Source organism: Nitrincola sp. A-D6, from assembly GCF_000764495.1.
Taxonomy (GTDB): Bacteria; Pseudomonadota; Gammaproteobacteria; order Pseudomonadales; family Balneatricaceae; genus Nitrincola.
This window is the reverse complement of the sequence record NZ_JRLB01000087.1, coordinates 1-18,305: the sequence shown is the minus strand read 5'-3', so window position 1 is coordinate 18,305 and position 18,305 is coordinate 1. Positions and strand designations below refer to the sequence as shown.

Here is an 18,305-nt window from a genome sequence, read left to right as displayed (position 1 = left end):
CAGCCTGATCCCCGGTAGCGATTCCGGTCAGGCGGGAGCGTTGATTCATCATCCAGCTCACCAGCTTAAGTGCAGGATGGCGCCCTTCAATACGGACATCAAACCGTCCCCATTGGTCGCCCTGTTTGGCGCTCAAGGCAGCACAGATTAGTGCCGCAGCCTTGTCCGGCAGGCGGGTATCGACATGTAAAAACACTAAACGCTCAGTGGTAGCCTGACTGGCTCCCAGATTCATTTGCAGGGCCCGGCCAGGGCTGAATGCAATACGTGCATTCCCGCAGCATGCAACTGAGCCACTGAGTCATCCTGGCTACCCCCATCGACAAAGATCAATTCACAGCCCTGCAGACAGAGCGCCTGTAACCCTGGCAGCTCACGTCTGAGCGTCTCTGACTCATTCAGAATGGGTAGAATAATAGAAATGTTGCTGCTTTAGTCATTAAACGCCTTGATAAATGTAGTATCCAGCCAGTGTTTCCATTGAAGCACCCAGGCCCCATGAGCCGTTAAAGGTCCCCAGGAAAGCAGCGCCTTGCCATCAGCGGTATTTAATAAGTATAAGCTCACCGGGCGCGGCTTATAGAGCTTGAGTGAGCGCCCACTCGCTGCCGCTACTAAGTTATGACGCAACACGCCGCCGGCTTTGACAGCATGCACACCGGATTTTTCCACTGGCTTATCCAGGCGGCTGGCGACATCACCTACAGCAAACACCTCTGGATGCGACACACTTTGCTGACAGGCATTCACCGCGATAAAGCCGTCCCCGGCCAGAGACACGCCCGCTGCGGCTAACCAGTCAGGGGCGCGGGCACCGGTTGTAGCAATCAGCAGATCCACACTCAGTTGTTTGTCTCCAACCTGAAGTTTACCCGGTTCGATCGCACTGGCACGCGAGGCAATCACGGCAATACCCTTATGCTGGAGCAGTTGCATCAATCGACGCTGCACCGCACTGGCATGCCCGGCTAACACCCCGCTCTCACCCGTGATTAATTGTATCGCCGGACGCAAACCACGCGTTAGTAATGCCTGCTGAACAGCCATGGCGATTTCAGCACCTGCTGCACCACCGCCAACCACAGCCGCCGATACTAAGTCACCTGGAACAAAGGCAGCAAACAACTGCTGGCTGCGTTGGTAAAAGTGATCCAGTGGTTTAATAGGTAACAGCACATCGCCTAGCGTCTGCAGATCACCCAGCTGCGTTTCACTGCCGGTATTAACCGACAGCAAATCATAATGCAGTGTTTGACCATCGCTAAGACCCAGCAAACGCTGATCCGCAACCCAGTATTCCAGTGCAGCTGTAATGAGTTCTACACCCGCACGTCGTGCCATACTGGCCAAATCCACACGGCAATCCTGCAACCTGTAATCGCCAGCCAACAAACCTGGCAGCATCCCCGAGTAGTACTGCCAGGGAGAGGGCGACACCAGCAGCACCTCTAATTCAGCGGGCTTATGCTTAATTAAATGCTTTAGCACCCGCAGATGGGCATGACCCCCACCCAGTAATATCAGGCGTTTTGGCACAGCAACTCCTTAGGCCCTGTTTATACTCACTCTATTTATATTAAAGTCGGATTCAGTTGGGTTTCCTTACAGGGTTAGTGTAAGTTTTAACCTTTACCCGCGACTCAGTAGTAACGTCTGCTGGCAATAAACCAGACAGACTCGATTTATGTACGCAGTCTATTAGGAAAACAGCATGACAGATATAAAAATCGGCATCCTTGGCGGCAGTGGCTTGTACGATATGCCCGACCTTGAGGATCGTCAGGAACATCAGCTCACGACTCCCTACGGCACCCCTTCGGATAGCCTTATTAGTGGCCGGATACAGGGCATCCCGGTGGTTTTTCTGGCACGCCACGGGCGAGGACACCGGCTGTTACCCGGTGAAGTGCCCTACCAGGCCAACGTGTATGCAATGAAACAACTGGGCGTGCGTTACCTGATCTCCTTTTCAGCAGTCGGCTCCTTAAGTGAGGAAATTGCCCCGCTGGACATGGTACTACCGGATCAATATATCGATATGACCCGACAACGCCCGAATAGTTTTTTTGGCGCCGGTGCCGTGGCTCACGTGTCCATGTCTGAACCTGTCTGCCCGGCCCTGACCCACCTGCTCGCCAACGCCGTACAGCAACTGACTGGCGATGATGCCGTCAGACTGCATCAGCATAAAACCTATATCTGTATAGAGGGACCGCAGTTCTCCACTCAAGCCGAGTCACACTGGTACCGCAGTATGGGTGCTGGCATTATCGGTATGACCAATATGCCGGAAGCACGTCTGGCGCGCGAAGCGCAAATAGCCTACGCCTCTTTGGGCATGGTGACAGACTTTGATTGCTGGCACCCTAAAGAACCCCATGTCAGCGCGGATTATGCCATCGACAATCTGATGAAAAATGCACAGAGAGCAGAAAAAATTGCACTAAACGCAATCAAACTACTGGCACAAAGCTGGCCAGAATCGATAGCTCACAATGCCTTGGCCAGTGGCTTGGTGACACCACTGGACGTGATGGATAGCACAACCCGTGAGCGCATCAGCCTGTTGTTAAAATAACAGTTAAAATAACAGTTAAAATAGCAGTTAAAATAACCGTGACAGTCATAGTTATGAGAGCGCCCCCCCGCAACTGCTACCTTGCCCGGCGGTACAACCGTAACAATGGTCTGCCACTTTGATTGGCAGGCCGGTTAGATCCTGCTCAAGATAATCACGTAAATGCTGGGGTTCAGCAGAGTTTCCCGCATGGAGTTTAAGCTGCTGGTTAAAATCGCAGTCGTAAACCTGCCCCAGATAATCCACTGACAGCGTGTTGCGGCACATCAGGTCGGGTAGCGTGGCGGCATTGAAGTTATCTTTTAATAGCTGCATATAGCTATCGAACTGCCCCTTGCTGATCAGGGTGCTGCCAAAGCGTTGAATCGGCATATTCGCCAGGGTGTAAAGCTGATTGAACTGAATTCCAAAGTGCGCCTTCAATTCACGTTTGTAGGCCGCTTCAAGTTCAACTTGCGAAGGTGGCAGCGCTGGCCCCAAGGGTTATACACCAGATTCAAGGTCAACCCGGTACCTTCCAGGCCATAACCCAGTGCATTCAGTTGTTGTAACCCGGCGATACTGGCATCAAAAACTCCGTTTCCTCGCTGTGCATTGACATTATCGGCCGAATAGCAGGGTAAAGAGGCCACAATATCGACCTGTTGCTCAGCCAAAAAGGCCGCCATGCTCTCAAAACCAGGTTCGGACAGGATAGTAAGATTACAACGATCAATTACTGTCACACCACGCTGACGTGCTTCCCTGACCAGCCATTGAAAACGCGGATGCAGCTCAGGTGCTCCGCCGGTAATATCCAGCGTGTGGATATCCGGGTGCTGATCGAGCATTTGCAGTAGCAGCTCCAATGCCTCATCGCTCATCATTTCAGTGCGTTTGGGACTGGAAGCAACATGGCAGTGAAAACAGGATTGGTTGCACTTGAGGGTAATATTCGCCTGCAGCACACCCAATCCCTCTCGCTGTAGAGGCGGAAGTCTGTTGCTATCAATAGTGGCAGGGTATCTTTCATCTTATTATCCTGAATCGTGTATTACCGTGACTGTATGACTACCTAGTCGTGACAGGATAGGATTCCTTACACTCTGCTACTGTTTTATGCCTGATGCAGTTGCAGTGCGGTTTTTTGTTCATCACTCAGCGGTAACGCTTTAGCAGCGGCAAAATCATAACGCACCATTACAGCTTCGCCTTTGGCTCCAAGTACTCCCTGCTGCCAGGCTTCCTGATGTACGCTGAAGGAGCTGCTACCGATGCGGCTGACGGTGGTACGAATTTCGACATCCTTGCCATAAAACAGTTCACCAACGAAATCCACCTCAATGCGTGCCAGTATCAGCTGCCATTTTTTCATATCCAGATCGGGCGTAAAAATACGGAAAAGCTCATTCCTGGCCCCTTCAAACCACTGCGGCACACGGGTGTTATTGATATGCCCCAGGCCGTCGGTATCGTAAAATGCGGGCGTCACTGTTTGTGTAAACATGGATGATTCCTTGAATAGGTTCCTGAGATAAGTATCTTGAATAATCAGTTTGTTAACCAGGGCCTGAGTATATCACGACATGCTAAAGAAACACCGAGGCGGGCAAACAACAGATACAACCCGGCCAGCTTACGATGCAAAAACAACGCGTCAACCGGTGGTGAGTGCCAGTACCCCTCACGCATACTCAAAGCCATACCCTGATCACGTAACCGCCGCGCCAAATCCGTGGCGGCAAAGTCATAATTATCTGAACGCAAGGGTTCCAGGCTAATTCAAAGAGTTTAAGTACGGCTTCCTGCTGTGAGGCGGTTACCTGCTCACTAAAGTAGCCAATCTGCGTAGCGGCATCTAAGAGTTGCTGACGGTCCTGAATTAGCTCGGCATGGAAAAGTTGACGGTAAGCAGCTACCAGCTCGGGGGAGTAATGACGAGTGGCGCCAAAATCCAGCAACACCAGCTGGCCGTTATCAGGATCATAGAGGAAGTTGGCAAAATTAGGATCTGTCTGGACGTGGCCGAACTCAAACAGCTCACGAAACAACAACTGCAGTAACAGCCCGGCACAGCGATTACGTTCCGCCAATGGATAAGTCATCAGCGACTCAACCGCTACACCCTCCTCAAACGACATCACCAGCAGATTTTCACTGCAAAGTTCCGTATAGCATTGTGGCACTCTGAAGCTCGGATCATCGGCCAGTAAGGCTTTATAAGCCAACAGGTGCTGTGCTTCCAGGTGATAGTCTGCTTCGGCATGTAGCTGATCTTTAGCCTCCTGAATCAGCTCATCCGCGATCACACCAGCAGGCAGGAGCCGCGACATTTTCAGCAGGGTCATGACATTATCTACGTCTGAATCGATGCTCTGGCGTACGCCCGGATACTGTATTTTCAGCGCCAAGGCCTGACCCTGGTGATCCAGCGCTTTGTGCACCTGTCCAATGGAAGCGGCAGCAACCGGAGTAAAGCCAAACTGACTGAAATGCGACTGCCAGTCCTCACCCATTGCACCTTCTAATACGCCAGCAAGCTGCAACATCGGCATAGGATTTGCTCCAGCACGTAGTACCGACAACAACTCAGACAACTCAGGGGGAAGCAAATCACCGGCATCCATTGATAAGAGTTGACCAACTTTCATCGCCGCGCCACGCAGGTGTGAAAGTTTATCGGCCACACGGCGAACATTAGCCGGGGTAATCAGCAGGTCGCGGGAAGACGGACGTTTGCCCGAGGCCATCTGACGTGCGCCTCTGCCAGCATACCGCCCGCCAGGCGCGTTGCCAAACCACCCATGTGTGCCATGCGTGAGATTCGCCCTGCCGGTACGGCACGATAAGGTGTTTTTTTCATGACCTGCTCCTTTTCACTGCATTACGTGCAGCAAGGCATTTCAGCTCACTATTGAGTACGCTTGGCTGGTCAGAAAATATCGCGTGGCGACAGGGGCTCACCTTCTGTATCACCATCGGGCCGGGCCTGAATAGGTAACGCCTGCTCATCCTGCCCGCGTTCTATAATGATTTCCACACGACGATTGCGGGCACGATTAGCCTCAGAGTCATTCGGCACACGCGCCTTAGTTGAGGCATAACCTGAAACCGTAAAGCGAGACTCATTCACGCGCCGGTCTGCAAACAGCTCATGCGCAACGGCCAGCGCACGTGCGGCAGAAAGATCCCAATTCGAGGTAAATTCCCGCCCAGTGTAAGGAATGGAGTCAGTATGTCCTTCTATTGCCACAGCACCCGGTATGGTAATCAAAACATCTCTGATTTTTGCCAGCACCGTATATAGTCATCTTCGACATAGGCTGAACCACGCGCGAACGAGCCTTGCTCTCTGAGGCGGATAATCACTTTAGTACCCTCCGTTTCGACTTCGACAGCCCCTTCACCTATCTCGGTCGTTAATGCCATAGAGAACTGAATGGCATCCTGTCGCGCTTGTTCTTCCTGGGCTTTTTGCTGCTCTTGATCCACTGCAGACTCGCGATCATGCACCACGGCCTCACCCTCCTGTGAACGCACATCCAGGTATGCAGCTCAACTGCGGTGGTCATCTGTCGCACTTCATTCAGCGGGGTGGGTTCAGGACGGCCAGGGCTAAACTCCTGGGCAATAATCGATGTACCTTTAGGAATATCTTCTACTTTGATCTGTGCTTGTACACCAAAGGCTTCACGCATGGATCCGGCTAGCTGTTTGAAGCGCAACACATCCATTTCCGAAAAGGACAACAAGAGTACAAAGAAACACATCAGCAATGACATCAGGTCGCCAAAAGTTGCCAACCAGGCAGGCAACCCGGGCTTACAGGGTTTACAGTTGCATTCTTCCTCAGCACTCATAAACGCTTATTCCTCAGCTTTCTCAGCATTGGCAAAACGTTTTTTCTCCGGTAGGTAGTTACGCAGCATCTGATCAATAACACGCGGGTTCTGCCCGGCCTGAATCGCCAGCAAACCATCGATGATCAGGGAATTATTAAGGGCTTCCTGATCACGACGCAGGTTCAGCTTGTCAGCCACAGGAATAGCGAACATATTCGCCATCATAGCGCCATAGAGTGTAGTCAAAAGCGCAACGGCCATCGCCGGACCGATGGCTTTGGGGTCATCCATATTCGACAGCATCGCCACCAGACCGATCAGGGTGCCGATCATGCCCATGGCAGGGCCTACATCTCCCAGGGCAGCAAAAATTCTGGCTCCAAAATCATGGCGATCATAGGTCAGCCTGGCTTCTTTATTCAGCAGTTGTTTTACCACCTCGGGATCATGGCCATCGACTAGCAGTTGAATGCCGCGCTGCATAAAATCACTGGAGACCTGTTTATCTTCCAGAGACAAGAGCCCACCTTTGCGGGCCGCATCAGCCATATCCACAGTTTCAGCGATAATATCTTCAGGATTGACGGCTTTAAACATGAACGCCTTGGCGGCAACTTTACCCGCTCCAAGAAATTGCGCCAGGGTAAACTTCATCAGCACAACAAAAATGCTTCCCCCTAACACGATTAAAAGAGAGGGTGGGTTAATAAATACCCCTACATCACCACCTAACACCATCGCCATGATAATGATCGCGAAGGAGCCGATAATACCTACGATTGTTGCTATATCCACGAACAGACCTCAAAGTACGGCAGCCAGGCTTTAATATCACTGCTTTTCGTGCCGATAATACCAGATTTATACAGTTGTTCACCCGATATTTCAGTATTTCCTGTTAAACTCAGATTGACCCAACGACTCAGGTTGGGTAATTTGCAGCGTTATTTCCCAAAGGTTGACCCTCATGTCAGACACCGATGACAAGCACAGTTTTGAAACCTCAATGCAACGCCTGGAAACACTGCTCAGTCAGATGGAAGAAGGCAAACTAAGCATTGAAGAATCCTTGCACGCCTTTGAAGAAGGCATACGCCTGACCCGCCAGTGCCAGCAGACTCTTGAGCAGGCTGAACAGAAAGTAAAATTGCTGACTGAAGAAGCAGGTGACATTAAAGCGGTTCCTTTTGATTCCCATGAGAGTGACTCTTGAAGCTTGAGCAAAAACTCCAGACCCTGGCATCACGCAATCAACAGGTATTGCAAGATTACCTGACGGACCAGGACAGCATACACCCGCCCCTGCAGCAAGCCATGCTCTACAGCTTGCTCAATGGCGGTAAGCGCATACGTCCCATACTGGTGTATCTGGCCTGTGAGTTTTGTGGCGGTAGCTCCGAACAAGCTGATCTGCCTGCTGCGTCCATAGAAATGGTTCATAGCTACTCACTCGTGCATGATGACTTACCCGCCATGGACAACGATGAACTTCGCCGCGGCAAGCCAACCTGCCATATCGCCTTCGATGAAGCCACCGCCATTCTCGCTGGTGATGCACTGCTGACCAGCGCTTTTGAGCTGCTCAGCCAGCCGGGAGACAGGTATCAACCGGCACAGCAACTGGCGATGATACAGTGCCTGAGCCGTGCCGCAGGTGAGCGTGGCATGGTACAGGGTCAGGCCTTCGACCTCAGCCATGTCGGCAAACCCCTATCTCTGGAAGCCTTGCAACAGATGCATGCGCTGAAGACGGGTGCACTGATCACCGCCGCATTGGAATTGGGTGCCCTGGCGGCCTCCAGCACGCAATCTGAAAAACTTAACGCTCTGAAAGCATTTGGTCAGTACATAGGCCTGGCATTTCAGGTTAAGGATGACCTGCTGGATATCGAAGCGGATACAGCCACTCTCGGCAAGCCAGCGGCTCTGACCAGGCACGCAACAAACCTACCTATCCAGCGCTGCTTGGGCTGGAGCCCTGCAAAACCTTGTTGCAGCAGTTGTTGCAGCAGGCAGAGGCCATACTAGAGCCCTATGGGGAAGCCGCTACGCCTTTACTTGAACTGGCCAACTATATTGTAAGACGTAGCTACTGATGCTGGATAAACTCCCGGACACGCCACCCACAACCGTCTTGCTGGACCAGATTCAGTCTCCAGCCGATCTGCGCTGCCTGTCTGTCGAGCAACTTCCGGTATTGGCAGAAGAGCTGCGCCACTGGCTGCTTTACAGCGTGGGGCAAACCGGGGGGCATTTCGGTGCCGGTTTAGGGGTCACTGAATTAACTATAGCGCTGCATTTTCTGCTTAACACCCCGGAAGACAGTTTGATCTGGGATGTTGGGCACCAGTGCTACCCGCATAAAATCCTCACCGGGCGCAAAGATCAAATGCTGAGCATGCGCCAGCAGGCCGGGCTGGCTCCCTTTCCAAAGCGCGATGAAAGCCGCTATGACTGCTTTGGCACCGGCCATTCAAGCACTTCCATCAGTGCGGCCCTGGGCATAGCCTTAGCGGCCCAACTGCAACAACAGGCACGTAAAAGTGTTGCTGTCATAGGTGATGGTGCGATGACGGCGGGCATGGCATTTGAAGCCTTAAACCATGCCGGACACACAGGTGCCGATCTACTGGTTATACTCAATGACAATGATATGTCGATCTCCCGCAACGAGGGAGGGCTGGCAACCTATCTGGCCAACAACCTGCGTAACCGAATAGCGGGCGCCACAACCGCCGCACTTTTCGAAGCCTGGCATTTCAGTACACCGGCCCCGTCGATGGCCACGATTTTGAGCAGCTTTTGCCAGCATTGCAGCAAGCACTGAACCGTTCCGGACCACAGTTTGTGCATATCATCACCCGTAAAGGCAAGGCTACGCCCCGGCAGAAGCCGACCCGGTTGGCTTTCATGCCATCACCAAAATTGAACCCCTGCATAAGCCACCAACTTCCCGGCGCCTGCGTTACTGCAATATTTTTGGGCAATGGCTGGTGGATAAAGCCGCTGTGGATAGTCGTCTTTGCGCTATCACCCCGGCGATGTGTGAAGGTTCGGACCTGATGGCGTTTTCTCAGCAGTATCCACAACGCTATTTTGATGTCGCCATTGCAGAGCAGCATGCGCTGACCCTGGCTGGCGGGCTGGCCGTGGGTGGAATGAAACCGGTAGTGGCTATCTATTCCACCTTTCTGCAACGTGCCTATGATCAACTGATACACGATATCGCCATACAAAAACTGGATGTGCTACTGGCTATCGACCGTGCCGGGTTGGTCGGTGAAGACGGTGCCACCCACGCCGGTTGCTTTGATATCGCTTATTTGCGCTGTTTGCCTGGATTACAGATCCTGACTCCGTCCTGTCATGCTGAACTGCAACGTATGCTCGACTATGCCTACGACACACCCGGCCCGGTAGCGGTACGCTATCCCAGAGGCAGTGAAACGGCCCAGCTGAGCAATCTGCCGGACCCTGTAGCCTTACCTGGAGCCCGGCTTTTACGACAGGGTCAACGCGCCGTGCTGCTGAACTTTGGGCCACTACTGGATCAAGCGATGTGTGTTGCCAATGAGCTCAATCTGACACTGGTAGACATGCGTTGTGTCAAACCGCTGGATACACATCTACTCACCCATCAGGCAAACACCCATCCACTGATCATCACACTGGAAGACCATGCGGTTCAGGGTGGAGCGGGAGCTGCCGTTAGTGAGTGGTTACATACTGAAGAGCACAACAATCAATTGCTGATGCTGGGCATACCAGATCAATGGATAGAACATGCCAGCCGTGATGAACAACTGGCACTGTGCGGACTGGATAGTGCGGGTATTCTGGCTGCAATACAGACGCGCTTAAACGATCACTCCTGATCGCGGAAGTGTTCATCCTGCATCATGTGCCCGAGCTTGCCCATTTTGGTCTGCAAGTAACCTTCATTATGAAAGTTTTTACCTACCTGTAACGATACCCGCTCAGCCACAGTAACGCCCGCCGCTTCCAGCGCTTTGACCTTGCGTGGATTATTAGTCATCAGACGCACGGCGTTGATGCCCAGGTGTTTCAACATCGGTAAGCAGATACTGTAATCGCGCATATCAGCCGCAAAACCCAGTTGCTCGTTGGCTTCAACCGTGTCAGCGCCCTGATCCTGTAGATGATAGGCCTTGATTTTGTTCAGCAAACCTATGCCGCGGCCTTCCTGGCGCAGATACAGCAGCACGCCCCGGCCTTCTGCAGAAAAATACGCCGCAAGGCTTCCTGGAGTTGAAAACCACAGTCGCAACGCAGGCTGAACAGCGAGTCGCCGGTCAGACACTCGGAGTGCATTCGTGTCAGTACCGGGGTGTCACCACTGACATCACCACACACCAGAGCGACATGCTCTTTACCGGTAGCCGTATCTTCAAACCCCACCATGGTAAAGGTTCCCCAAGGGTCGGCAGTTTAGAATCAGCAACAAACTCAACAGACAAGATCAGTACCTGTTAATAGAAAAAATAAAGTAAACACTGAATGATAACCAGTGCATAAATACCAGCGATAACGTCGTCCAGCATAATGCCCATGCCGCCACTGACACGCTGGTCTACCCAGCCGATTGGCCAGGGTTTCCAGATATCGAACAGGCGGAACAGCGCAAATCCCAACAGCACCCAGAACCAGTGCAGAGGCACCGCAAACAAAGCGATCCACAGACCAACAAACTCATCCCAGACAATACCACCATGATCGTGCACACCAATATCTTCTGCGGTCTGATGGCACAACCACACACCGATAACGAAAGCGACGATCAGTGTCAGCAGATAGGCATCCGTCGACAGGGGTGCCAGAAACAGCCATAGTGGAATGGCTGCCAGGGTTCCAAAGGTACCCGGAGCGACAGGTACGGCACCACTACCAAAACCAAACGCGGCGAAGTGTACCGGATTGTACCAAACTGAGGCTGGCGTTTTTTCAGTCATGTGTTCTCCTGAAGTGATCATACCCTCCCTGACGCACCTGACTCAGAGGTACAGGCTGCCCCTCTTCCAGCAGACACAGGGTGGGGGCTGCAATAATACGACCTATGGCTGTCAGCGGAACCGCCAGATTAGTCGCCAGAGCCTGTGCCTGCTCCCAGTTAGCCGCCGGAATAGTCAGACATAATTCAAAATCTTCGCCACCCGTCAAAGCCCAGTCACGCAAGCGCAACTGATCCTGACTGAAATTTCTCAACGCTGCTGATAATGGCAGTGTTGTGAGTTCTAACTCAGCACCTAATTGACTGGCCTGTAAAAGATGCCCTAAATCAGCCAACAGGCCATCAGAAATATCGATGGCACTGTGAGCTAAGGGTGCCAGTTGCTGAGCCAACTGCAAGCGCGGCTCAGGCCGGTAGAAGCGTTGCCGCAACCAATCAACATCAGCCATAGCAGCTTTTTGTGGATGCAACAGACTTTCCAGGCCTGCACGACTGTCGCCCAGTGTACCAGTGACAGCAATAATGTCATCGACCTGTGCATTGTTACGTTGTAGTGCAAGACCCGGTTTAACCGATCCCTGTACTGTCAGCGTCAGTGCCAGTGGGCCACGGGTTGTGTCACCGCCAACCAGGATAATACCCAACTCAGCAGAGCGCTGTGCCAAGCTACCGCAAAGGCCTCAAGCAGCTTTCCGATACATCGGGAAGTGTCAGTGCCAGGGTATACCAAAGCGGCCTGGCACCCATAGCCGCCAGATCACTCACCGCAGCACCCAGTGCACGCTGAGCAATACGATCGGCGGGTGCATCAGCCAGAAAGTGTATGCCGGCGACCAGGGTGTCCACGGAAACCACCAGCAACTCACCCTCGGGGAGTTGCAGCAAGGCCGCATCATCACCAATTCCCAGCGTCACCGAACTGGAGGTGGGCTGGTTTCGGGCAAAGTAACGTTGGATCAGTTCAAACTCGCCCATTAACGCCCACGTTTTGCCATGACTTCAGCGGCACGTACTTTTTGCGCCAACTTATCCAGCACACCATTCACATAACGATGGCTTTCGGTCGCACCAAAGATTTTTGCCAGCTCAACACTTTCATTGATCGCCACCCGATAGGGTACATCCAGGCGTTCGATCAATTCATAGGCACCGATTCGGAGCACCGCCAGTTCCACCGGATCCAGATCCTCCACGGAGCGATCCAGAAACAGCGAATAGGCATCATCCAATGCTCTGGCTCTGGCTGTCACACCACGCAGCAGTTCACCGAACAGGGCGACATCGGTATCCGCCATATCATTATTGACACGAAACTGTGCTTCAATTTCATTCACAGGCTGTGCCGCCATCTGCCATTGATACAACGCTTGTAGCGTATAACTACGTGCATTGCGGCGCATTTCGGTACGCGACAGCTTACGTTTTTTCTCTGGGCCGGGTGTATCACTCATCTCTATCAAGCCTCTAGGCGACGCATCAGGCTAACCATTTCCAGCGCTGACATGGCGGCTTCTGCGCCCTTGTTACCTGCTTTGGTGCCGGAACGCTCGACCGCCTGTTCAATACTATTAACCGTCAGGATGCCGTTGGCAACCGGAAGGTCGAAGTCCATCATCACCTGCGCGATGCCCTTGGAGCTTTCAGCCGACACATATTCAAAATGGGGTGTACCGCCACGAATCACCGCACCCAGTGCGATAATGGCGTCATCACACTTCTGACCGGCAATCTTCTTTACCGCCAGGGGAATTTCAAAAGCACCAGGTACACGAATAATACGGATATTATCATCACTGACACCGTGACGTTTCAGCGTATCCAGCGCACCTTCAAGCAGGCTTTCAACCACGAATGCGTTGAAGCGGCCGACAACAATCGCAAATTTTCCATCGGCGCTGACAAAGTCGCCTTCATAGGTTTTTACTGACATAGTTAAGTTTCCGTTATTCGTCCTGGTAGGGAATATATTCTTCAATTTCCAGATCAAAACCGGAAATCGCATTAAATTTCATGGGTGAACTCATCAGGCGCATTTTTCCGACACCCAGATCCCGCAGAATCTGTGAGCCAGTACCAACGGTCAGGTATGCCCCTGACGCACTGACATTGACTTTAGAACGCGCCTGGCTGCCATTAAGTATCTGATCAACAGCATCACCCAGATCAATACGGTGACCACCGTCAAGCAACAGCACGACGCCCTTGTCTTCTTCAGAAACGCGGCGCAATGCGCGACGCATGGTCCATTTTTTCTCTTCGCTGGTAATCGCACCGACCACATCGCGCAGCACTTCTGAACGAATATGCACACGCACCAGTGTTGGATCATCGGCCTGAATATCACCTTTAATTAAGGCAAGGTGAGTACAGTTCTTAATCTCGTCACGGTAAGTAACATAACGAAAGGTACCGTATTCAGTGGGTAGCTCACCTTCCGCCTCACGGCTGATGGTGTGTTCGTTCAGAGTACGGTAATGAATCAGATCGGCAATAGTGCCAATTTTCAGCCCATGGCGTGCGGCAAATTTTTCCAGATCCGCACGACGTGCCATACTGCCATCATCATTCATCACTTCAACAATGGCCGAGGCCGGAGTCAATCCCGCCAGGCGCGGCAGATCACAGCCTGCTTCAGTATGACCCGCCCGACTCAATACACCACCAGGCTGTGCCATCAGTGGGAAAATATGGCCCGGCTGGACAATATCTTCAGGCTTGGCATCAGCTTTGACGGCGGTACGCACAGTATGCGCACGATCAGCCGCTGAAATACCGGTGGTCACACCACTGGCCGCTTCGATAGACAGGGTAAAGTTGGTGGAAAACTGCGCACCATTGCTTCTGACCATCAGTGGCAATTTAAGCTGCTCACAATGCTCACGCGTCAGCGTCAGACAGATGAGTCCACGCGCATGGGTGGCCATAAAGTTAATGTCTTCGGCACGGACTTTTTCAGCCGCAATAACCAAGTCTCCTTCATTTTCACGGTCTTCATCATCCATCAGGATAACCATTTTACCCTGGCGTATATCTTCAATCAGTTCTTCGGGGCTATTCAGCTCCATGGGGTATTCTCCGGATACTTATCTGCGGCTCATAAAGCCATATTCTGCCAGCTTTTCCAGGCTGACACCTTCACTGGCATGGGACTCTGCATAACTCTCATTGGTCGCTGAACCTGTCAGCAAACGCTCTAAATAACGTGCAATCAGATCCACTTCCAGGTGCACCTGCCGACCACTCTGGTAATGCTCCATAATCGTTTCCTGCGCGGTGTGCGGCACGATATTTAGCTCAAAACAATCACCCTTGACCGCATTCACTGTCAGGCTGACACCATCCACGGTAATAGAGCCCTTGTGAGCAATGTAACGGCTCAAGTCAGCGGGCGCCTTTAGCGTAAAACGGATGGAGCGGGCGTCATCATGACGCTCAATCACTTCACCCAGACCATCCACATGACCACTGACCAGATGCCCGCCCAGACGACTGGTCGGCATCAAGGCTTTTTCCAAATTCACCGGCTCACCAACCTTTAGCGACTCAAAGCGGGTATGTGCCAGGGTTTCGCGGGATACGTCCGCGACAAAACCATCTCCAGGCAACTGCACTGCTGTGAGACAAACTCCATTTACCGCAATACTATCACCCAGTTTAACATCACTCAGCGCGAGTTTCCCGGTACGCAGGGTTAACTGCATATCGCCATCTTTAATGCGCATATCAGCCACTTCACCGACGGCTTCAATTATACCTGTAAACATTTCAGCTCTCCGTTAATGACTGCAGGGTCATACGTATATCCTGGCCGAACTGGCGCAGATCGGTCATTTTCAGACGCCGTTGTTGTGACATTTGCGTTAGTGGCAGATCAACCAATGGCCGGGCATCACTACCCAGCAGAGTGGTAGCCATATAGACCACCATTTCATCGACCCGTTGCTGCGCGACAAAGCTGCCAGCCAATCGGGCACCGGTTTCCACCAGCACTTCATTACACTGATGTGCCTGCGCCAGATGCCGCAACAAAGCGTCAAGATCCAACTGACCATCGCGAAGTGGCAAGGATAATACCTCTACACCTAAATCTTGCAGCGCTTTGACTTTCGCTGTTTCAGAGGTTTCAGTCATCTCTGTCGTTACGATTATTACCGGACCTTCTGCAGCCAGAAGTTTGGCAGACAAAGGAATACGCAACTGAGAGTCCAACACCACACGCAAGGGCTGATGAGGAATACCCATTTCACCCAACAAACCGAGATCACGCACGGTCAATTGCGAATCATCCTGCAGCACCGATTCGATGCCGGTAATAATTGCCGAACTGCGGGCACGCAAGCGCTGTACATCGGCACGCGCCTCTGGCCCGGTAATCCACTGTGACTCACCACTTTGCATCGCTGTACGACCATCCAGACTCATTGCCAGCTTCACCCGCACAAAAGGACGCCCAAACTGCATACGCGAAATAAAGCCCGGGTTGATCAGTCTGGCCTGATCTTCCAGCAGCCCACTGGCCACCTCAATCCCCGCTTGCTGCAAGCGCTGCAAGCCCTGGCCAGCCACCAGTGGATTAGGGTCCTGCATGGCGACCACAACACGAGCAACGCCTGCGGCGATCAACGCATCGGCACAGGGCGGTGTGCGACCAAAATGACTGCAGGGTTCCAGAGTGACATAGGCGGTGGCTCCCTGCGCCTGACTACCGGCTTGTTGCAATGCCAGGGGCTCGGCATGTGGCTGACCCGCACGCTGGTGCCAGGCCTCACCGACAATCTGCCCTCGCGTACCAGCACACAGCCGACACGGGGATTGGGATGAGTGGAATAGAGTCCACGAGCGGCTAACTGCAGCGCACGACCCATATACTGGCGGTCATCGGCAGAAGCCATTACGCGTCTCCGCCTGTCTCTTTATCGGTTTGTTTACCTGAAGACAGCCGGTCGATTTCCTGGCGGAATTCATTGATATCCTGAAAGCTGCGATAGACGGAGGCAAAACGCACATAAGCGACCTGATCCAGCTGATGCAAGGCTTCCATCACCGCTTCGCCGACTTCGCGCGACGGCAGTTCACGTTCGCCAGTCGCTCGCAGGCGATGTTTGATACGCGTCAGACAGGCTTCGACATCTTCAACACTGACTGGACGCTTTTCCAGCGCGCGTTGAATGCCAGCTCGCAGTTTGTCTTCATCGAAAGGTTGGCGGGTACCATCATTTTTAATCACCTTGGGCATCAGCAGCTCAGCCGCTTCAAAGGTGGTAAAACGCTCATGGCAACTGATACATTCACGTCGACGCCGGATCTGCTGCCCCTCAGCTACCAGCCGGGAGTCAACTACCTTGGTTTCATGTTCGCCACAGAATGGACAATGCATCAGTCGCCTCGGAACCTAAAGAGCGTTAAACCTGACCTCACATCCGTAAAGTCAGAGTTGATAGTTACTTATAAACGGGGAAACGGGCACAAATCGCTTTAACCTGCGCCTTCACCTGCTCAATTGTTGCTTCATTGTTAATATCGTCAAGGATATCACAGATCCAGCCAGCCAGCTGTTCCACTTCGGCCTCTTTAAAGCCACGGCGGGTCACGGCGGGTGTGCCGATACGCAGACCAGAGGTGACAAACGGAGAGCGCGGATCATTGGGCACCGAGTTTTTATTCACGGTAATATACGCGCGACCCAGAGCAGCATCCGCATCCTTACCGGTGATATCCTTACGGATCAGGTCCACCAGGAACAGGTGATCTTCTGTGCCACCCGATACGATATCTATACCACGTTCCAGGAAGACTTTGACCATCGCCTGGGCATTTTTGACGACCTGCGCCTGATAGGCCTTCCACTCAGGCTCCATGGCTTCTTTGAAGCAAACAGCCTTGGCGGCGATTACATGCATCAAGGGGCCACCCTGAGATTCAGGGAAGACTGCAAAGTTAAGCTTTTTCTGCAGCTCTTCATCAGCACGCGCTGACAATATCAGGCCACCACGCGGACCACCCAGGGTTTTATGTGTAGTCGTGGTGACCACATCCGCCAGCTGTATCGGGGACGGGTAAACACCCGCCGCGACCAAACCAGCAATGTGTGCCATATCAACAAACAGATAGGCGCCTACTTTGTCGGCGATATCACGGAAACGCTGCCAGTCAACAATACGTGAATAGCAGAGAAGCCAGCAATAATCATGCGGGGTTTGTGCTCAAGCGCCAGCGCTTCAACCTGATCATAGTCGATCTCGCCAGTGGCTTCATTCAGACCATACTGTACAGCATTGTAAATACGACCAGAGAAAGACACAGAAGCACCATGAGTCAGGTGTCCGCCATGCGCCAGACTCATGCCCAGAATGGTATCACCCGGTTTACACAGCGCCATAAACACAGCGGCGTTTGCCTGTGAACCCGAATGCGGCTGTACGTTAGCATAGCTCGCCCCGAACAGCGCTTTGGCACGATCTATCGCCAGATCTTCAACGATATCAACATACTCGCAACCGCCGTAGTAACGCTTGGAAGGATAGCCTTCAGCATACTTGTTGGTCAGTTCAGAGCCTTGTGCCTGCATGACACGTGGACTGGTATAGTTTTCTGATGCGATCAGCTCAATATGCTCCTCCTGACGAGTCGCTTCTGACTGCATGGCAGACCACAGCTCCGGATCATAACCGGCAATAGACATAGTTTTGCTGAACATGACTTTCCTCTGTATTTAACCGAGCAGGCGCGGAAATCCGTACACCCCGAAAAAAGGAGCATATTATAGTACAAAGCCACCCCATAACGCACATGAAAGCGCATCATACACAATTGAATTTCCGTATTGGTGCTCAGCGACTGCATTGATGGCTATTGGCTCAGATTATCTTACATCAGGAACTTGATCACAGGTTAGTTAACCTGGTCAGCGAGTAATCTTGTGGTATAGTATTTAAAG

Annotated in this window: 22 protein-coding genes and 5 pseudogenes; 4 read left to right on the top strand and 23 right to left on the bottom strand. The window is 52.4% G+C overall.

Going from position 1 to position 18,305, the window contains the following annotated elements:
* From LH51_RS19420 to LH51_RS13840, 3 genes and pseudogenes are all read right to left on the bottom strand, one after another.
* Positions 1-235, bottom strand: a pseudogene (locus tag LH51_RS19420) (TIGR04283 family arsenosugar biosynthesis glycosyltransferase); the annotation flags it as partial.
* The gene (locus LH51_RS24840; RefSeq protein WP_442934843.1) at positions 232-414 is read right to left on the bottom strand and encodes a hypothetical protein; all 183 of its coding nucleotides are present in this window, start codon (positions 412-414) and stop codon (positions 232-234) included. The gene LH51_RS24840 and the pseudogene LH51_RS19420, both read right to left, overlap by 4 nt.
* A gap of 18 nt (positions 415-432) precedes the next feature.
* Positions 433-1,536 carry an FAD-dependent oxidoreductase gene (locus LH51_RS13840; RefSeq protein WP_036523110.1) on the bottom strand — a complete coding sequence of 368 codons (1,104 nt, stop codon included), beginning with the start codon at positions 1,534-1,536 and terminating at the stop codon, positions 433-435.
* Positions 1,537-1,711: 175 nt separating this feature from the next.
* On the opposite strand from LH51_RS13840, the gene mtnP reads away from it, so the two are divergent.
* Complete coding sequence (gene mtnP, locus LH51_RS13835; RefSeq protein WP_036523108.1) at positions 1,712-2,578, top strand: S-methyl-5'-thioadenosine phosphorylase; 867 nt, start codon at positions 1,712-1,714, stop codon at positions 2,576-2,578.
* A gap of 51 nt (positions 2,579-2,629) precedes the next feature.
* Here the strand turns inward: mtnP and LH51_RS24395 are convergent, their stop codons facing one another.
* From LH51_RS24395 to pomA, 9 genes are all read right to left on the bottom strand, one after another.
* Positions 2,630-3,058, bottom strand: a complete 429-nt coding sequence (locus LH51_RS24395) for a DUF3641 domain-containing protein (RefSeq protein ID WP_327125185.1) — start codon at positions 3,056-3,058, stop codon at positions 2,630-2,632.
* A complete protein-coding gene (locus LH51_RS24390) occupies positions 2,998-3,525 on the bottom strand; it encodes a radical SAM protein (RefSeq protein WP_327125183.1) in 528 nt (175 codons plus the stop codon). The genes LH51_RS24395 and LH51_RS24390 overlap by 61 nt, the downstream gene beginning before the upstream one ends.
* Positions 3,526-3,674: 149 nt before the next feature.
* Complete coding sequence (locus LH51_RS13825; RefSeq protein WP_036523105.1) at positions 3,675-4,064, bottom strand: acyl-CoA thioesterase; 390 nt, start codon at positions 4,062-4,064, stop codon at positions 3,675-3,677.
* 187 nt (positions 4,065-4,251) lie between these two features.
* Positions 4,252-5,307 (bottom strand): ABC1 kinase family protein, encoded by a 1,056-nt coding sequence (locus LH51_RS13820; RefSeq protein ID WP_235263753.1) that lies wholly within the window; start codon positions 5,305-5,307, stop codon positions 4,252-4,254.
* Positions 5,268-5,420: a hypothetical protein gene (locus LH51_RS22915; RefSeq protein WP_235263752.1), complete on the bottom strand. Its 153-nt coding sequence runs from the start codon at positions 5,418-5,420 to the stop codon at positions 5,268-5,270. The genes LH51_RS13820 and LH51_RS22915 overlap by 40 nt, the downstream gene beginning before the upstream one ends.
* Before the next feature lie 69 nt (positions 5,421-5,489).
* Positions 5,490-5,831 carry an OmpA family protein gene (locus LH51_RS22910; protein ID WP_235263751.1) on the bottom strand — a complete coding sequence of 114 codons (342 nt, stop codon included), beginning with the start codon at positions 5,829-5,831 and terminating at the stop codon, positions 5,490-5,492.
* Complete coding sequence (locus LH51_RS22905; protein WP_235263750.1) at positions 5,828-5,986, bottom strand: hypothetical protein; 159 nt, start codon at positions 5,984-5,986, stop codon at positions 5,828-5,830. The genes LH51_RS22910 and LH51_RS22905 overlap by 4 nt, the downstream gene beginning before the upstream one ends.
* Positions 5,977-6,417: a flagellar motor protein MotB gene (locus LH51_RS22900; protein ID WP_235263749.1), complete on the bottom strand. Its 441-nt coding sequence runs from the start codon at positions 6,415-6,417 to the stop codon at positions 5,977-5,979. Before LH51_RS22900 ends, LH51_RS22905 begins: the two co-directional genes overlap by 10 nt.
* 6 nt (positions 6,418-6,423) lie before the next feature.
* A complete protein-coding gene (pomA, locus tag LH51_RS13810) occupies positions 6,424-7,194 on the bottom strand; it encodes a flagellar motor protein PomA (RefSeq protein WP_036523102.1) in 771 nt (256 codons plus the stop codon).
* A gap of 172 nt (positions 7,195-7,366) precedes the next feature.
* Here pomA and LH51_RS13805 point away from each other — a divergent pair, with 172 nt between their 5' ends.
* The 3 genes and pseudogenes from LH51_RS13805 to LH51_RS13795 all read left to right on the top strand — a co-directional run bounded on the left by LH51_RS13805 (position 7,367) and on the right by LH51_RS13795 (position 10,274).
* Positions 7,367-7,612, top strand: coding sequence for an exodeoxyribonuclease VII small subunit (locus LH51_RS13805; protein WP_036523100.1), 246 nt, complete (start codon positions 7,367-7,369; stop codon positions 7,610-7,612).
* A complete protein-coding gene (locus LH51_RS13800) occupies positions 7,609-8,427 on the top strand; it encodes a polyprenyl synthetase family protein (protein ID WP_235263748.1) in 819 nt (272 codons plus the stop codon). Before LH51_RS13805 ends, LH51_RS13800 begins: the two co-directional genes overlap by 4 nt.
* A gap of 67 nt (positions 8,428-8,494) precedes the next feature.
* Positions 8,495-10,274 (top strand): annotated as a pseudogene (locus tag LH51_RS13795) (1-deoxy-D-xylulose-5-phosphate synthase).
* On the opposite strand, the pseudogene ribA reads toward LH51_RS13795, so the two are convergent.
* From ribA to glyA, 11 genes and pseudogenes are all read right to left on the bottom strand, one after another.
* Positions 10,265-10,877, bottom strand: a pseudogene (gene ribA, locus LH51_RS13790) (GTP cyclohydrolase II). The pseudogenes LH51_RS13795 and ribA sit on opposite strands and share 10 nt — an antisense overlap.
* A 12-nt stretch (positions 10,878-10,889) precedes the next feature.
* The gene (locus LH51_RS13785; protein WP_036523097.1) at positions 10,890-11,369 is read right to left on the bottom strand and encodes a phosphatidylglycerophosphatase A family protein; all 480 of its coding nucleotides are present in this window, start codon (positions 11,367-11,369) and stop codon (positions 10,890-10,892) included.
* The gene (gene thiL, locus LH51_RS13780) at positions 11,362-12,033 is read right to left on the bottom strand and encodes a thiamine-phosphate kinase (protein ID WP_235263747.1); all 672 of its coding nucleotides are present in this window, start codon (positions 12,031-12,033) and stop codon (positions 11,362-11,364) included. Before thiL ends, LH51_RS13785 begins: the two co-directional genes overlap by 8 nt.
* A 1-nt stretch (position 12,034) precedes the next feature.
* Positions 12,035-12,343 (bottom strand): thiamine-phosphate kinase, encoded by a 309-nt coding sequence (locus LH51_RS22895; protein WP_235263746.1) that lies wholly within the window; start codon positions 12,341-12,343, stop codon positions 12,035-12,037.
* Positions 12,343-12,819: a transcription antitermination factor NusB gene (gene nusB / locus LH51_RS13775; protein WP_036523094.1), complete on the bottom strand. Its 477-nt coding sequence runs from the start codon at positions 12,817-12,819 to the stop codon at positions 12,343-12,345. The genes LH51_RS22895 and nusB overlap by 1 nt, the downstream gene beginning before the upstream one ends.
* 5 nt (positions 12,820-12,824) lie before the next feature.
* On the bottom strand, positions 12,825-13,298 hold the full coding sequence (gene ribH / locus LH51_RS13770) for a 6,7-dimethyl-8-ribityllumazine synthase (RefSeq protein ID WP_036523091.1): 474 nt from the start codon (positions 13,296-13,298) through the stop codon (positions 12,825-12,827).
* A gap of 13 nt (positions 13,299-13,311) precedes the next feature.
* The gene (ribBA, locus tag LH51_RS13765) at positions 13,312-14,433 is read right to left on the bottom strand and encodes a bifunctional 3,4-dihydroxy-2-butanone-4-phosphate synthase/GTP cyclohydrolase II (protein ID WP_036523089.1); all 1,122 of its coding nucleotides are present in this window, start codon (positions 14,431-14,433) and stop codon (positions 13,312-13,314) included.
* An 18-nt stretch (positions 14,434-14,451) separates the two neighbouring features.
* A complete protein-coding gene (locus LH51_RS13760; RefSeq protein WP_036523086.1) occupies positions 14,452-15,132 on the bottom strand; it encodes a riboflavin synthase in 681 nt (226 codons plus the stop codon).
* Position 15,133: 1 nt separating this feature from the next.
* Positions 15,134-16,260 (bottom strand): annotated as a pseudogene (gene ribD, locus LH51_RS13755) (bifunctional diaminohydroxyphosphoribosylaminopyrimidine deaminase/5-amino-6-(5-phosphoribosylamino)uracil reductase RibD).
* The gene (gene nrdR, locus LH51_RS13750; protein WP_036523085.1) at positions 16,260-16,745 is read right to left on the bottom strand and encodes a transcriptional regulator NrdR; all 486 of its coding nucleotides are present in this window, start codon (positions 16,743-16,745) and stop codon (positions 16,260-16,262) included. The pseudogene ribD and the gene nrdR overlap by 1 nt, the downstream one beginning before the upstream one ends.
* 64 nt (positions 16,746-16,809) lie before the next feature.
* Positions 16,810-18,065: pseudogene (gene glyA, locus LH51_RS13745) on the bottom strand (serine hydroxymethyltransferase).
* Positions 18,066-18,305: the final 240 nt, after the last annotated feature.